14 protein-coding genes and 2 pseudogenes are annotated in these 15,848 nt (G+C 58.5%); 9 read left to right on the top strand and 7 right to left on the bottom strand.

What is annotated here, in order from left to right; genetic code table 11:
• Positions 1–65 precede the first annotated feature (65 nt).
• Both LT974_RS07020 and LT974_RS07015 read left to right on the top strand, forming a co-directional pair.
• Positions 66–1,244, top strand: a complete 1,179-nt coding sequence (locus LT974_RS07020; RefSeq protein ID WP_232590026.1) for a tubulin/FtsZ family protein — start codon at positions 66–68, stop codon at positions 1,242–1,244.
• Positions 1,244–2,392, top strand: a complete 1,149-nt coding sequence (locus tag LT974_RS07015; protein WP_232590025.1) for a tubulin/FtsZ family protein — start codon at positions 1,244–1,246, stop codon at positions 2,390–2,392. The genes LT974_RS07020 and LT974_RS07015 overlap by 1 nt, the downstream gene beginning before the upstream one ends.
• 87 nt (positions 2,393–2,479) lie before the next feature.
• Here the strand turns inward: LT974_RS07015 and LT974_RS07010 are convergent, their stop codons facing one another.
• Positions 2,480–3,226: a hypothetical protein gene (locus LT974_RS07010; RefSeq protein ID WP_232590024.1), complete on the bottom strand. Its 747-nt coding sequence runs from the start codon at positions 3,224–3,226 to the stop codon at positions 2,480–2,482.
• 105 nt (positions 3,227–3,331) lie between these two features.
• Positions 3,332–4,162, bottom strand: coding sequence for a DUF7260 family protein (locus LT974_RS07005; RefSeq protein ID WP_232590023.1), 831 nt, complete (start codon positions 4,160–4,162; stop codon positions 3,332–3,334).
• A 222-nt stretch (positions 4,163–4,384) separates the two neighbouring features.
• Here LT974_RS07005 and LT974_RS07000 point away from each other — a divergent pair, with 222 nt between their 5' ends.
• The 4 genes from LT974_RS07000 to LT974_RS06985 all read left to right on the top strand — a co-directional run bounded on the left by LT974_RS07000 (position 4,385) and on the right by LT974_RS06985 (position 6,860).
• Complete coding sequence (locus LT974_RS07000) at positions 4,385–4,537, top strand: hypothetical protein (RefSeq protein ID WP_232590021.1); 153 nt, start codon at positions 4,385–4,387, stop codon at positions 4,535–4,537.
• A gap of 518 nt (positions 4,538–5,055) precedes the next feature.
• Complete coding sequence (locus tag LT974_RS06995) at positions 5,056–5,298, top strand: MarR family transcriptional regulator (protein WP_232590018.1); 243 nt, start codon at positions 5,056–5,058, stop codon at positions 5,296–5,298.
• Between the two features lie 172 nt (positions 5,299–5,470).
• Positions 5,471–6,487 (top strand): YeiH family protein, encoded by a 1,017-nt coding sequence (locus LT974_RS06990; RefSeq protein ID WP_232590015.1) that lies wholly within the window; start codon positions 5,471–5,473, stop codon positions 6,485–6,487.
• Positions 6,488–6,608: 121 nt separating this feature from the next.
• Positions 6,609–6,860, top strand: coding sequence for an antitoxin VapB family protein (locus tag LT974_RS06985; protein ID WP_232590014.1), 252 nt, complete (start codon positions 6,609–6,611; stop codon positions 6,858–6,860).
• Here LT974_RS06985 and LT974_RS06980 read toward each other — a convergent pair.
• The 4 genes from LT974_RS06980 to LT974_RS06965 all read right to left on the bottom strand — a co-directional run bounded on the left by LT974_RS06980 (position 6,843) and on the right by LT974_RS06965 (position 13,274).
• A complete protein-coding gene (locus LT974_RS06980) occupies positions 6,843–8,135 on the bottom strand; it encodes an RNA-guided endonuclease InsQ/TnpB family protein (protein WP_232590013.1) in 1,293 nt (430 codons plus the stop codon). The two genes, LT974_RS06985 and LT974_RS06980, sit on opposite strands and share 18 nt — an antisense overlap.
• Positions 8,136–8,398: 263 nt before the next feature.
• Positions 8,399–9,595, bottom strand: coding sequence for an orc1/cdc6 family replication initiation protein (locus tag LT974_RS06975; protein WP_232590012.1), 1,197 nt, complete (start codon positions 9,593–9,595; stop codon positions 8,399–8,401).
• Positions 9,596–11,435: 1,840 nt separating this feature from the next.
• Positions 11,436–12,230, bottom strand: a complete 795-nt coding sequence (locus tag LT974_RS06970) for a DUF7537 family lipoprotein (protein ID WP_232590011.1) — start codon at positions 12,228–12,230, stop codon at positions 11,436–11,438.
• Positions 12,231–12,485: 255 nt separating this feature from the next.
• Entirely contained in the window at positions 12,486–13,274 is a 789-nt protein-coding gene (locus LT974_RS06965; protein ID WP_232590010.1) for a hypothetical protein, read from the bottom strand.
• Between the two features lie 51 nt (positions 13,275–13,325).
• Here LT974_RS06965 and LT974_RS06960 point away from each other — a divergent pair, with 51 nt between their 5' ends.
• Together LT974_RS06960 and LT974_RS06955 are read left to right on the top strand one after the other, a co-directional pair.
• Positions 13,326–13,922, top strand: coding sequence for a type IV pilin (locus LT974_RS06960; RefSeq protein WP_232590009.1), 597 nt, complete (start codon positions 13,326–13,328; stop codon positions 13,920–13,922).
• 194 nt (positions 13,923–14,116) lie between these two features.
• Positions 14,117–14,287 (top strand): annotated as a pseudogene (locus LT974_RS06955) (DUF7342 family protein); the annotation flags it as partial.
• A gap of 12 nt (positions 14,288–14,299) precedes the next feature.
• Here the strand turns inward: LT974_RS06955 and LT974_RS06950 are convergent.
• Entirely contained in the window at positions 14,300–15,574 is a 1,275-nt protein-coding gene (locus tag LT974_RS06950; protein WP_232590007.1) for an IS4 family transposase, read from the bottom strand.
• Between the two features lie 113 nt (positions 15,575–15,687).
• Between LT974_RS06950 and LT974_RS17900 the strand changes: the two are divergent.
• Positions 15,688–15,837: pseudogene (locus LT974_RS17900) on the top strand (DUF7342 family protein); the annotation flags it as partial.
• Positions 15,838–15,848: the final 11 nt, after the last annotated feature.

Raw genomic sequence — 15,848 nt, 5'->3', positions numbered from 1 at the left:
GACCTGTCTACGGAGGGTGAAGACTCGCGGGTTTTAAATAGCCTTGACGGGATAGAATGACCGTCATGAAGCTCGCCACAATCGGCGTCGGGAACGCCGGGAGCAAGATCGTCGATCGGATGCTCGAGTTCGAATCACGCACCGATCGCAACCTCTGTCAGCACGTCCACGCGATTAACACGGCACGGACGGACCTCGCCAAGCCCGACTACATTCCCGAGGACCGACGAATCCTGATCGGTGACACGAATCAGAAAGCCAAAGGCCACGGGGTCGGCGGCGACGTGGAAGTTGGCGCGGAAGTCGCCTCGGCGGACATCGAAGAGATCCGGCGGGCGTTCGACGATATCGAAATTCACGAAGTCGACGCGATGCTCGTAGTGGCAGGCCTCGGCGGCGGCACCGGTAGCGGTGGCGGTCCGGTCGTCATCGACGCGCTCCAAAAGATGTACGACGAACCCGTGTACGGCCTCGGCGTGCTGCCCGGCGAGTTCGAAGGCGGGCGCCCGGCGTTGAACGCCGCGCGATCGCTGCAGTCGTTCGTCACGAAGGTCGACAACTTCATCGGCTTCGACAACGACGCCTGGCGGGCTCGCGAACAGACGATCGAGGAGGGCTACGAGCAGATGAACCGCGAGCTGGCAGCCCGACTGGTCACGCTGCTCGCGGCCGGCGAAACGGACGACTCGGAAGTCGCCGAGAACGCGATGGACTCCAGCGACATCATCCGTACCCTCGACACGGGTGGGGTGTCGACGATCGGGTACGCTGCGACCCAAGTCGATAACGACGCGGGCGAAGGTCTCCTCGACCGGTGGAGCGGCGACCAGACCACCCAACAGGATGACGGGAGTAACGCGACGAAAATCCAGGGGCTCGTGCGTCGCGCCGTCAACTCCCGGCTCACGGTGCCCGCCGAAATCTCCAGCGCCGACCGCGTCCTCGTCGTGGTGTCGGGGCCGCCGAGCGAGTTCTCCCGGAAAGGCATCGAAAGCGCGCGCCAGTGGCTCGAACAGGAAGCCGACACGGTGGAAGTGCTCGTGGGTGACGACCCGCGCAAGCAGTCGCCACAGCTCGCCGTGGCCGTCCTGCTCTCGAACGTCACGGAAACCCCGCGAATCGACGCAATCCAGAATCAGGCTGTCGACGCCCAGGAGAAGATCGCCGAGCAGGAAGCCGTCCGCGAGGAGGAGATTAACAACCTGATTACCGACGAAAACGACGATCTCGACCCGGTCGTCTAATGGAACTCGCACTCGTTGGGATCGGCGAGGCCGGGAGTCGGATCGTCAATCGCATCCTCGCAGTGGAAGCGGAGACGGAGCGGACGTTCAGCCACGGCAACGCGCTCGTCTGCGAGATCTCTCAGACGATCCCCGACGACCTGGACATGATCCCCGAGGCGCAACGGTTCCTGATCGGCGACACCCACCATGCAGTCGACGAGCAGGGCGTCGACGGGGACCCCGACCTCGCTGTCGACGTCACGCGAAATGACTTGCCCGAGATACGGCGGGCGTTCGACTCGATCCCGATCCACGAATGCGACGGCATCCTCGTCGTTGCCGGGCTCGGCAGTGGCACCGGCAGCGGTGCCGGATCGGTCATTATCGAAGACCTGCAGGCTACGTACGACGAGCCGGTGTACGCGCTGGGCGTCCTCCCGGCCGAATCCGAGGGCGGGCAAGCGGCAGTTAATGCGGGTCGCGCGCTCCGCTCGATCGTGCCCGCAGCAGACAGCATGCTCACGTTCGACCGCGAAACCTGGCAGCCCCGGGTAGATGAAGATGGCCACAACGAGGCGACGCATGCGCTCGTGGCACGCGTCGTGACGCTGTTCGCGGCAGGCGAGCTCGATTCGTCGACGGTCGCGGAGAACGCGGTCGACTCGAGTGACATCATTCGCACGCTCGCCCCCGGCGGTCTCTCGTCGATCGGGCACGCCGCGACCAAACTTGACTGGGATTCATCCGGCGTCCTTGCTCGGTTGCTGACGTGGCTTGGTGTTCGCGACGAGGCGGAGCCCCAAACGACTGACGCCGCGAAGGTCAAATCGCTCGTCCGGCAGGCCGCCAACTCGCGGCTTACCGTCCCATGTGATATTGCGAGCGCGGAACGAGCGCTGGTCGTGCTCTCAGGACCGCCAGAGGAACTCTCGCGGCGCGGGTTCGAAAGCGCGCGCCAGTGGCTCGAACAGGAGACTGACACCGTCGAAATTCTCGCCGGTGACGACCCCCGAAACGGTTCATCTACCCTCGAAGCGGTCGTCCTCTTCTCGAATGTGACCGACGTCCCCCGGATCGACGCCCTCCAGCAACAGGCTGTCGACTACCAGGAAGACGCTGGTGGGGACCGCGACGAAGCGGCGATGTCACCAGAAAATCAGGACTAGCGTCGATCACCGACTTCTTTGACCACACGATTTCGGCGGGCCGCTGATGCCGTTCGTGAGTGGCTTCGTGGGCTGTTTCGCCGTGCTTCAGCGCCCTGAGTTCGTGCGGGTGCGCGGGCGGATCAGATTGGCGAGGGAGACGAGGAGCGCGAGCGTCCAGCCGACCGGGATGGCGAAGCCAAACCACATAGCGATGAAGGCGACGCCGGCAAGTTCGAACTGCTGGCGGATGGTCGTGCTGAGATCGCCGATGATGACGACGTTGTTGAGGAGCCATTCGGCGAACAGCTCGCTCTCCGAGAGAATGCCGGCGCCGATCGTTGGCGAGAACAGTGCGGCCGTGACTGGCGGAACGAAGATGGCTGCGACCGCGAACGGGTACGCGAGGGTGAGCGTGAGGCGGCGCGACCCGCGGCGGGCGAACACCCAGCTAAGGCCAACTGAGGCTGTTGCAACGACGCTTGCGGCGAGCACGGCACGGAAGCCGGTTGTTGGCAGGCGGTCCCAGGCGAGTGCTGTGAGGCCACCCCAGAGGACGGCCATCGCGGCGATGATGACGAGGACGCCGAGGCCGGCGACGAGCCGGTCGATTTGTCGGCCGACGTAGCGCGTCCAGAAGCCGAGTGCGGCGAACGGGTAGATGACGGTGATGAGGATGGCGCCGAGCAGGCTCCACGCCCAGAACGCGAGTTGCTCGACGGGAGAGTCGAGGTGCCAGCGGTCCTGAATCGAATACTCATTGGCCTGTCGAGAGAACGCGATGTCACGCCACGCGCCCAACAGCCGTGTCAGGTCAATCTTGGCGGCGGTAAGGAGATCTCGCAGCGTACCCATTATTCGGACCAACCACCGGCTCTGTAATAAGGACTGTGAGGGAACTTCCCTTGGCAGCCGAAACTGAGACCACCCCGGGGTTGGGCGGAAGGCTACCGTCAGTTCTCAGGCGGTTCTTGTCGCGAGGATGTCGGTGATGCGTTGGGTAGTAGTTGTGAGTTGGTCGCTGATGGTGGCGACGGGGTCAAGGATGGGATGCGTGGTTTCCAGAGATTCGTAGAAGTACTTAGTTCGCCGAAGGGTGTTCTTGAGGCCAGCGCCAACTGAGCGAAGTTCCAGATCACTGGTTTGGCGGCGAGTGGCGAGCTCTTCGCACTGCGCGGAGAGCTGGTCAATATCAGCGCGGAGGTGCTGGAGTTCAGCCGTTGTACAGTCGTGAAACGGTCGCGACCGGATCGCGTTGGTTTCTTCAGCGATCGTATACAGGTCCGCGTGCGCTTCCTCTAGTGCGGAGGCTTCCCGGTTGAGTGTCGAGATCAGCTGTTTTCGTTGTTCTTTCGACTGCTGTGCTGCTGTCAGCACGTGGTCTTTCAACGCTGGAGTGATCACTGCTGCCTGATCGAGCATCATCGCGAATTCGTTCCCGAACTCTGCAGTGATGCTCTCCCAGTACGAATCCGCATACTCTCGTTCATAATGTGGCGTGTCCATTACGGTCTCGACGTACGCATCCCGAATTGGCGTGTCTCCTTGGGGCGGGACTGGGTCGCTGTGGAAGGCGACGGTATCGTGTCTGGCTGAGGTTGAAGTGACTGCCTCCCGGGGTTTGGTTTCGCAGTCTATTCCGTCAAGGCGGGCACAGAAATCGCTGAAGGCGTTTGCTTCCGTACGTAGAAGCTCTTGTTCTTCGGCGACTTTCTGGTGTGCTTCCTGCAGGCAATCGATGCGCGTGTGCGAACCCGGGTTCCCGACGTTCAGCGTGATCGGCTGGAGCATGAGTCTGATTTTCGTTGAAACTGAGTAAACTATTACTAATAGAAATATATAGGCGTGTTGCCTATTTCCCACATACAGAGAATCCAACTGGTTCCCGCGGTGCCGAGATGTCGTTCGTCTCGTCCACACAGTGGGCGGTTTTCGTAGCGGGCGAGGGCTTTGCACGGGGATCGCAGCTGCTAATATCCCCTACCCAATCAAGCAATCCGCAAGCAGTACGCTATGAGTCGAGACCAAGAAAACGACGGGGAAACGGCCGAATCGCTCCAAGCAGAGATCGCCGCACAACACGCGGAGTTTCAGGACACGTTGGATGATCCCGCGGACCCACCCGAACGCGCTGAGGAATCCGAGCACTCCAGCGACCAAGAGTAGCGGCCACGTTCACCATACATAGGCCTCGGCTTGTCAGCTACCCCCCCGCTAAAGGGGTTAGATTCTGCGCGGTGCCCGCTGTGAAACACCCAGCGCTTCTGCTGGCGCGGCGTTATACTTGAGTAGGAAAGCCTGGAAGAGATTGTGACGCCGCCCTCAACAGCGTCGGCCTCAATCTTCCAAGCGTTGGCCGGCCTCCATGGCCAGAACCAACAGTATAGAGTATTGCGCTGAGCAACGATAAATCTACTGGGGTGCATTCTCGAGTGGGTAACTGCGCAATCCGCGATACGGAAGGTATGGACATTCGTGTCCCGCGGGAAAAGCTCGAAGAGGTAGGACTTTCGAAGTATGCTACGGAGACGTTGATTACCCTCCAAGAAGTTGGGCTGCAAGAGTCGGTGACCAGATGAGTGATATAACTCCGTGAACTCTCCAGTTATTGTATCATGCCCGTAAAACAACGCATAGTCTGGACAAGCGTAGGGATTAATATCGTTCGCACAAGACTGGTGAGCATGAGTACGACAAGCATGGACGACACCACCGCTGAGGCAATCGAAGATCTGCCGCCCAGCGCGAAACTCGTCGCAAAAGTCCTCGAACACAACGACACCCTCACGCAGAGTGAGCTCGCTGACGAAACCCTCCTCCCCGCCCGCACCGTCCGATACGCACTCACCCGCCTCGAAGAAGCAAACGCCATTACCGCTAGATTCTCATTCACTGACGCCCGCAAACAAGTCTACTCGCTCAACTAAACCGAAAGCGGGTATCGACACACACGTGAACCGATTCCGCTACTTTCCAGCAATAGCGTCTTTTCGTTCTTGGGCGGCTTCGTGAAGGTGCTAAGGGAGAGCAAGGAGAATACCTGCGTCTTTAGGGGTGGGTGCCTGAGACAAGGATAGTCTCGTCGTCGAAGGCCCTAGAATGACTACAACAGAGAACGGCCACCGTGTGACACCTCTGAAACGGTATGTGCCGGGGTTATTGGTGCTTGTCGGCCTCGCGTTAGTCGCACAAGTTCTGGGAACGCAAATCCCCTACGTGACACCGCTCGTGCTTGCTGTTGTGCTTGGCCTGCTCGTCGGGAATACGGTGTCACTACCAGCACGCATCATCCCTGGCATAGGAACACACAATCTCTGGCTCGCAGCCGGGATTGTCCTCATGGGCGCTCGGATATCGCTTGAAACACTGCTTGGGAACGGCCTGGTGTTGCTCGCGGTGACGATTTGTGCCGTTACTGTAACGATCGTGGTTGTTGAGGTGCTTAGCCGGACTGTCTTTGATATCCCGGAAAAGCTTGGGTCGCTGTTGGCTGCTGGTGCAGGGGTGTGTGGTGTCTCCGCAGTGGTTGGCGTTGCCGGAAGCATTCGCGCCAACGACGAACATATCGCGTACGCAGCCGCAACAATCCTCCTCTTCGATATTCTCACGCTGTTTGTCTATCCGGCACTGGGGGCGTTCCTCGGGTTGAGTGATCAGGTGTTTGGGATCTGGGCGGGGATCACGATGTTCAGTACCGGGCCGGTGACCGCAGCCGGGTTCACGTTCTCAGAAACCGCCGGGCAGTGGGCGACAATTACGAAACTCACGCGAAACATCCTCCTTGGCGTCATCGTCGGCGGGTACTCGCTGGCCTACGCTGACTCCGCCCACAACGAGAGGATTTCTCTGCGAGTCCTCTGGGATTCCTTCCCGAAATTCGTGCTTGGATTCTTAGCGGTGATGCTACTAACCTCAACATCGCTGATCCCAGACTCTGTAACTCAAGGATTGAGTGCTGCCTACCGCTGGCTATTCTTGGTTGCGTTTGCCGGACTTGGCCTGAGCATCAACATCTCGAAACTCCGAACAACAGGCATCCAACCAGTTGCAATAGTGTTGACCACGCTTGTCCTGGTTAGCGCGGGTACACTAGCCGTCCTCAAACTCGGGATTTGAGCTACCCCACCGGATTAACGGAAGGTTAGATTACAGTGGTGCGAAGCGAAAGTCTACGGTTTCAGCTGTGGGTCGCTGACGTGCCGCCAGTTTCATTTGTCAACAGCGTCAACACGCTAGTATGGGAACGAAGCAAGTTCGGGTGAGTGAGCGGCTGTACGCTCGCGTTGAAGACGAAAAACGCGAGGGAGAGTCGTTCAGTGACGCGCTCGAACGGATGGTTGACGACTACGGCCTGCTCGATTTCGCGGAAGACGTCGAGGAAGCCAGCGATGCGTGGGACACGGAAGCGCTTGAAGCCGACTTCGAGGCTGACGACGGCGCAAATCGCAAGGCTCTCGACGAGGAGCTTCCGTCAGTGACCCACCCCTAAAGGGGTGGGCTTGTCAGTGGACTCCCGTTCTGCCGACACTGGGGTGTCGGACGCCACTTCAGTAGCGCTCACGGTCATCACCCCCGACTTCAGGGCGTACTGACAGAACGCCCCTCCAGCGGGGGACTTCTGCCCCCGCTGGAGTTTGAGTGCAAGTTTCCGCGCAACATTCTTCGCCGCATTATAATCCGCATTCACCGAGTACGAGCAGTCCAAGCACTCGAACTGTTGGCCGTTGCGGTTTTCCTCGAGCGTACAGCCGCATTTCGAGCACTGCTGGCTCGTGTACGACGGTTCGACTGTCTCGACAACGATTCCAGCCAGTTCTGCTTTATTCGCTGTTTGTTCCTGCAGTTTGCGGAACGCCCACTGCTGGAACTTCTTCCCATCACTGATACGATCGCGAATCTGCTCGAGATCCTCGAACGCGATGTGCGTGCAGCCATGGCGTTGGGCTTCTACAACGAGTTGTTTGGAGCACTGATGCAGGTAATCCTCACTCCAGCGACCGAACCTGCCACCGATGCGCTGATACGTCACGTGCGCGCTGCGCGTGCCAGTCTGTTGGAGGCTGGCACGACGCTTCTCGAACTCGCGGCGTTGGTGGTTGAGGTAGTCGGCGTTGCCGATGAACGCACCGGTGCTGGTGGCGGCGATGTGGTCGTTGACGTTGCAGTCCACGCCCAGGACTCTCGAATCCTGGGCTTTCTCAGGACTGCTCGCGTCGACCTCTTGCTCCATCGCCGCATGCAGGTAGAACTCATCTGCCTCACTATCGTAATGTACGGTACTCGTCGAAAATGAGTAGTCGTCGTTGAGGAGGTACTGACCGTGTGGTGTGCCGTCTGGATTCTCCGGGAGGTCGTAGTCGCATTCGACACGGCCGTTGACGGTGGCGAGGCTCACTTTGTCACGGTAGTAGGTGGCGGCTCGCTTGTCGTAGACGATGCTGAAGGTGTCGTATTCGGGCTGGCTGGTGTTCTCACCCTCGGCCAGCCTGTCTACGCAGTTGTCGATGTCGTCGGTGGCGCGTTTGATCGCTTTTTGGACGAGATTGGCGTGGAGGGAGTCGGTTTCTTCGCGGAGGTCGTCGTAGATGGCGGCTTCAGCTTTGTTTTTGCTGGTGACGCAGTCTTCGTCGAGATAGCGCCACGCCCACTCACTAGTACGGTTGGCACAGTATTGGAATTTCTTGTTGGTGGCGTGGAGGTCGCTCTTCCGGTCGTCGGGCACGTCAAGGCGAACCCGCACCGTTCGCGTTACCTCCCACACCATGTACATCACAAGAATCGCTATACCTTATTAATATCTTTGAAGTAGGGAGAGTCGGAAATGCCGGTATCGGTGGATTGTCGCACGACGCTTACGCGCTTCCTCCCACCCCTGAAGGGATGGGCTTCCGCGCTGCTACCGCTGTGATCCACCGCGTCCCCTCAACGCTGTGGCTCATGAAATCCTAGAGGGTGAGAGTACGTTTCGTCTGTCTTTGGCTACGAGAGTGAACGGGGAAAGTCGATGGCTGCAGTTGCAGGAGTCTGTTAGGGTAGTTGTTCGTCGATGTCGCGTCTGATGTCGAGGATGATTTCGGGGTCAAGATCGAGGCCGTATTCGTAGTATCGGCCACCGCCTTCCCCGTGATTTTGGCCATCTCGATGGAGGAAGCCGAGCATGTGAAGGTCTGATAAGTGGTTTTGAATGCTTTTGAGCGTGGTGAGTGGGTCTGCTGCGTGGGATTGTGCAACCTCTTCATACTGGTTTTTAATTGTCTTTGATCGAGTGGGGGTCTCTCCACGTTGTTCGAGGTAGGCGACAGTTTCGAGGAGGAGTTGGGCGTGTTGGGTTTGGTCGCGAATGCGATTGCTGAGGCGGCCTCGCTGGACGAGTTCTTGGGCTTCCGTAATGTGGGTGTCGTCGACGAAGTCGTCTCCCTGTCGCTTTGCAACTTCTCCGCCAACTCGAAGCAGGTCGATTGCTTGGCGTGCATTGCCGCGGTCTTTTGCGGCGATCGCTGCTGCTTTTGCTATCGCTGATTCGTCACAAACACCGTCAACAAATGCTTGTTCGGCACGTTCGGTGAGAATCGTTCGAAGCTCGATCGCGTTATACGGACTGAACGAGATCTCAGTCTCCATCAGGGTGTCTTTGACTTTCGGGGAGAGCGATTGCCGGAACGTGTAGTTGTTACTGATGCCGATGACGCCGACCTTCGAATTCGTAATATGCCCGATTGATCGTGCACGCGGCAACTCGTACAGGAGCGTATCGACATTATCGAGATGATCAATTTCGTCGAAGACGATGAGATGGGTGCCGCCGAGTCGATCAAGTTGCGTATAGAGTTCCTCGAAGGCATCGCCTGTGCCAAGCCCTCGTTTCGGGAAGTCACTGGCAGTGTCTGGAAGTAACTCGTTGACGAGGTTGCGAACAACGGTATACACTGTTTTCCCGTTGCAATTCCGCTGGTGGACGTGGAGTTCGTCGGCGTCCGGTCGGTCTTTGACCTCGCTTTGCAGCGCCTCCATCATGTATTTCGTCACTGCGGTTTTCCCGAGGCCTGCTTTCCCGTACAGCATTACGTTCTGGGGAGTGCGGCCAAAGAGGACGTCCTGGAGGGCGTATCGGTAGTCGTCGATCTCCTCGTCGCGTTCGAGAATTTGATCTGGTTGGTGGTCTTCAGAAAGAACTTCTTTGGCAGCAAAAATCGTCTGCTCGACGTCACTGAATGGCCCAGCCATGCGTCTACCATCGGCGAACCACCATACCTAGTTAAAACCTTCTTTCGCTAGTTTCGTCTGACTCGGGAATAGAGACCACTCCCCCGTTTCAGTCGCTCAATTCTATACGGTGAAGACACACGAAATCCACTCCCTACATCTAAATACAAACCCGGCTTCCCAGCCACCATCCGACTGATCCAAAGACAGACGAAACGTACTCTCACTCTACGACCAAGCAACACCCCATCAAAGACACACGAAATGTACCCTCCCGAATCGAGAGTCCCCGCGCTCTCACGAGAAACGCCAAGAAACCACTCACACGTAAGTGAATACTCGACCCTTTCACTCGTTTTCAGATGTGTCTATGGTCGCATAACAGTGAAGCAAACGACTGGCAGCACTAATTGCTGTTTCCGAATTGGGTCTATCGGGCCTCCCCAGAGGGTTGGGAAGACAGACGAAATGTACTCTCTCACTTCAAGGAGTTCCAGCCGAAGACAGACGAAACGTACTCCCTATCGGTGGGAACAACGCCTCACAGGAGGCGTCGGGAATGAACGGTGCGCAGGGTAACGTAGCCTTTCACTCGTCGTCCGGTGTGTCTGTGATCGTGTGAGCGTACGCGATTGGTGGTGTTGATCGGTGTCTCTGGGTTACGATTCACTTAGATTGGGCGGGGTGTGGGAAGACAGACGAAATGTACTCTCTCACTCCACGCAATGGCAACCGAAGACAGACGAAATGTACTCTCTCACTCCACGCAATGGCAACCGAAGACAGACGAAACGTACTCTCCACGGTGGTACAAAACCCGGTTGAGACTCGATTAAAGACCACTACTTCATCACCTAGATTAAGCGGATATGGTAAGGTCTCTATTCCGGTGGTTCATGATGTCCGGGAGATGTGGTTCGAGATTCGCGTTGAGTTGCTGATGGAGCAGGGTTCGATGGCGGCGAGTTTGCGCCGCCACTGTTCCGCTGGCGGAGTGAAATCTCGGGCACAGCCGGAAAGATCCTGATTGCGAACGCTCGCTCGCTACTGGGGAATCAGAATACTTAGGTGGCTGCCAAGCCCAGCAATCGGTGTCGCCGATCGCCCTTGAACACAACCTACGAGTGCGTCGTCGCAGACAACTCGGCCTGTGTTCTCGCCCATTACGTGGTCGGCGACATCCCGCCAACTAATCGATAATTAACGAGGAAAGTCTGCAACGACACGCGGTGTGTGCTGGCTGCGAACCGCACCTGAGGCGCCCAGATTATCCGAAGAGACACAATGAGGACGGCCCACAGCCAGCAACACTCGCTTTTACCTCGCCCGCGGCACCGATGAGAACCGTGGTTGGTGACAACTGCACGACTCCATACCTTTAGGTGTCTGGTTAACTAACCGAGGAAATGTCGCCGGTCGCAGCGATGGCGGGTAGCCTGAGGACTGCCCGGCCATCACAGCATGCTAGTTGAGCGCACCCGAGACTACTGTGCGACCAGCGACACACCAGTTGCGGCACATTTGCCTTTGCGAGCCGGCGCAGGCCACCCCGGCCTGCACCGCTACGATGAGTGAGTACCGTGGCTCGTTGTTTTCGGTATTATCCCACGGCCCGACGCGTACTACTGATACCAGAGCCATACCTGCGTAACTGTTCCATCGCGTCGGCGGATTTCGTCTTTCCACGACAGGCCGGCAGGACGAGCAACGACTCGTTATCGCCCGAGTCAAGCGTCGCGGGGACGTATATGCAGTCGACGACTGAGTGTCCCTTGTGCTGCGTGCGTTCCCTGTACGGGACGGCGGGTCCACTGCGACCACTGTTCAAAACCGATTGCTAACGCCCACGAGTTAGCGCGGTTCAGCTGTTTACGAGCGCGTCTGCAGCCCATTCAGGCGGCTGAACAACCGTCTTTCCTCGGGCAGTGAACTGCACTGCAGTACTGACAGTAACTGTCTGGCCACCCCGGGTTTCGGCATAGGAGATGGTGTACTCGTGGACGAGCCCATCGGGGCCAACGAGCGCAGTCATGGTGTAATTGGAGACGCCTGCGTACGCCGATGAATTCGTCGGTGGACCAGTTGACATCACGCGGTAGCGCGTCGTGCCGTTGTGTGCGACTGCCTCTTCGACGGTTGTGGGACTCGCGCTTAGCACCGCGTAGACGTTCCCATAGCGATCTGTCGCGGGCGTCGCGGCCGCCTCGGGGCCGCTATACGCGACGGTGCCATTATCGTAGGCTGTCCGTTGTACGAGCGTCGAATCGTTGCGAAATACGGTCAGATTCGGGAACAAGGCGGCCGTACCGTGAGCGTAACGCTCGTAGACGTACCGGTCACCCTGTCCTTGCCGGAGTGTCGTTGTCACCGCTCGGCGGAGCGTGCCATTCGCTCGTACGGTGTGCTGGCTACGTTCAGTGTATGTGGTGTTGGCGAGGCTGTCGCGATGGGCTTGTGCCAGCGCCCACGCGTCAGTCACACCGGACTCGGTAAGGCCGGGTGCGAGGGTCGACTGAGGTGTGTCGTGGTCGGTGGTTGTGCTGGTTGCTGCGTCCGGCACATCGGTTGTCCCGGACGTGATCGGTTGCCCACTACACCCCGCGAGCACGACGAAGAGGACAATCAGAATGAATGGGGACCGATTCAGATTCAGCATCTAATGACTGATTATATCACGTGTCATTAGAAATGCGGGGGTGGTTCTCACGGGAAGCAGCGGTGTGCGATCGTTGCTCCGCGCGCTGGCAATCTTCCGACAATTCAGCCATCAGACAGTGGTTCGCTGGGAATCAGTCAACAGGCGGCTTGCAGGGGAATGCTAGTGTTCGAGGCTGGCTGCGATTGCATTTGTTGCGTTAGCGTCCGACAGGCAGCGGTGGAGAAGCGGAAGGCCGGGTGTCCGATCGGTCAGTCAAGCCGGGTCGTCGAGAAGCTCTCGGGCCGCCGCTGCGGAGATTGTCACTGTTCGGCCGGAGTGGGTGACGGGTTCACTAGCGGCTGACTGCAGCACGGCGGCTAGCTCGCTGAGATACGGCGCAGGGCGTTGTTCGCGGATTGTCAGCGTCGCTTTGTCCGCGTGGGTGGCGCCACGGTTCAACACATAGATGCGGGCGAATGCTTCGAGCAGTGTCTCATCGAGATCGATGACGAACGCGGGGAGGCTCGTGGCGGTCTGTTTCGCGGTCGCATCAGCCGGCACCCCCATCGCGACGAGCACACGCGCGAGGACGGCACCATCAGTTGTGGGGCGGGCCTCGGTTGCCCGGTCCGGAGTGGCGTCGTTGACGACGTCGTAATCGAAGCCGGCCGCGGCAGCAAGCGTCGCGAAGTGGCCGTCGTCGTGGTCGAGCGAGAAGTACACGTGTGGGCTATCACCGATGTGGATGCTGCCGCCGCTGAGCACCCACGCAGCCAGTTGGACGAGCGCACGTTCGGTCTCTGCGGTGGCGTGCTCGGCGAGCCAGCCGTTCGCTTCGGCAGTCTGGATGCCGCGAACCGCGTCTGGACGGCTGCCGTTCATCCAGGCTCGAAGGCGGCTGCGCGGGAGGTCTAGCCGACTGGAAACGGCGCTACTACCGAGGTCTGGATGGGCGGCCGTGTATTCGAGCACGCGCTGGTAGTCCTCGACGGCTGCCCACGGGTCATCGTAGCTGGGCGTGTTGTACGTTCGCGCGAGGGCGTGGGGTGTGGGGAGGGGCATGGTGAAACGTGTTGGTAGTTGGGGGACTAGTTAGGAGAGGAGTACTTGGCGGTGGAGTTTAAGTACGCGGGAGGGATATACTTGGTTACGCACGAATTCAGAACCGGGGAAAACGGAGGGGCGAGCTCCACGAAGCGGTTTGTGGAGAACCACCGTATTCCTTTGGGATGCGTGCACACCAAACATATGAAGAAGATAACACTAGAGATCCCGGACCGCGACGAACGTGGCGTATCACCAGTCATCGGCGTCATCTTGATGGTCGCCATCACTGTTATTTTGGCCGCCGTTATCGCCAGCTTCGTGCTCGGCTTCGGCGACTCCGTGAGCGAGAACGTCCAAGCCGGCGCTGACATCAGCGAGAATGACGACGGAACTGCGAGTGCAACGTGGATTAGCGAGGGGAATGCCGAGGAACTCAACGTCACTGCTGCTGGAAGTGATGCAGTAGTTCTTGATGATGTTGGCCAATCAGCCACAATTGAATTAGGTAATGTAACCGGCGGGGACACCGAGGTAGTTGACAATACAATTACAGTCGATGGTACCGGAAGTGAGACTGTTCAGGTAACAGTCACCGCGATTGGTAGTGGTGGTTCGAAAACAGTTGTCGCTCAAGAGGAAGTTACTATTGACGACGGTAGCTAATCTCTGAGGCGCTTCCTTCGATATTCCCGTCTTTTGCCTGATTCCTTGGGTTAAGTAGCAGATGCGCGTCGGACAACGCGCAGCATGGCAACCTCAAATGTGCTCAACTTCCATACGGAGGGTGGGCTTGACCTACAAGACGTAAGCGACGAATTTGCCAGGAGGGGGAAGAATAAACGATGTCCCGAAGGACCATGTTCCTCTACACCGTGCGTTTCCATACGAACGACCGAAACCCGCCAGCCGAGTTTGCAGACGTCAACGAGGCGGCTGGCGAGGAGTGGGAGGCCGAAACGACGCCCTACGAGCGCATTCGACATGTTGTTGCGCATACGTACAGCCCGGTGTCAGCTAATGCGGTGGCCATTCGTCTTTAGCTAAGACTCACACCTCGGTTGTGTAGCGGTAGCGAGCGTCTCCTGTAAGACCGGTCGTTGCTGGTGAATCTTCTGAGCATCCTCGATCAGCCGCTCCAGCAACGGCGGTGGTGAGTAACCGAGATACTCACCGAGTTCGTGGAGGATGAGCTGGGCGTGCGACCGGAAGGTCGCCGCCCAGCGTTCTGGCGGAAACACGATCTCGTCATCAGCCTGCTCGGTCACCAGATCCAACAGCTCACGACTCACCAGCAGCGACAGCAACGCCGCATACAGCAGAATTCTCACGATATCCGGGTCGCTTGTGTCGAACTCGTCCAACTCGTACTGCGTCTTCAGTTCACGAAACAGCGTTTCTACCTCCCACCGACACCGATACAGCGTTGCTAAATCCTCCGGGAAGAACTCCTCTCGCGATAGATTCGTGATATACAGATGGTAGTCGTCGGCGTCCTCGTCACGGACGCCGACGACGCGGAACCGCTTCGTGTCCAGCGACCGCGTTCCTTCGTACTGGCCTCGCTTGAACTCCGCTTCGACCTCAACGTCGATGTACTTCCGAGAGAGATCATCGACCACATCGTGGATCTGCTTGCCCTCTAAGGGAATGGCGCGCCCGCGCCATTCCCGTAATTCCTCCGTTATCACCGGATTCGCGTTCTGCTTCAGCCGACTCACGAAGTAGCCGTCGTTCTCGTCGATTAACGCGAACCGGCGGTACTTGAAGTACGCTAGATCGAACAGAACGAGCCGTCCTTGGAGCCACGAGCCCGTTTTGAACAGCGTGCTGTCGTGCGCTTTTTCGTCGGTCACGTCGAGTCGTTCAATCGTCTGCTCGGTGGCGTTGTGGAGCAGGTGGAGCTTCGCTCCAGCCTGCTCCTCGTGACGGGCTTGGAACTCATCAGAGAGGAATTCGTGCAACCGCAACACCGTTCCATCAGCGATCATCACGTCTCTGAATCGGTCGATATCAGCGTCAACAGCGTTGGGAACAGCGACCTCGTCGAGACCACGCTCGACGAGGTCGCGGAGATACTCTGCCAACGTCGGCGTCAGCCGCTGATGGAATCCACCGGGAGAGATCGTTTCATCAGCTGTGGAGTTGTAGCAGCGTCTGAACCCGGCGAGTGTTCGGCTCTCGCCTGCGGCGAAGCCGAACACGAGCGCCCACACGAGGACGGGAATCTGAAGCTTGCCCTCTCGCTCGACCACGCCGAGTTCCTCGGCGTGCTCTTCGAGGAACTCGGAGGGAAAGAGAGTAGTGAGCCGACGCATAATTCTCGATGAGGAGGCTCTGTTGGACACAGCTACGCCTCCTCATTCCTCCCGAAAAGTAGCCTCGATAAGTCGCTGCTGTCACGCGGTTTCTGGCTTAGCTAAAGACGGATGATGCGGTGGCTGACGGTGTATGGACCGTTCCAAAGACCGCGCGCAAACACCTGAACACACTCGCTGACGAAGGATTCGTCGAGACGATCTCCGGTGAACAGGGCGGCACGCTCTATTGCCGCTCACCCGAAGACTTGGCCGTTAACCAGACGATATCTCC

This window comes from Halobacterium noricense, from assembly GCF_021233435.1.
Classification (GTDB): Archaea; Halobacteriota; Halobacteria; order Halobacteriales; family Halobacteriaceae; genus Halobacterium; species Halobacterium noricense.
This window is presented reverse-complemented; position numbering and strand designations above follow the sequence as displayed.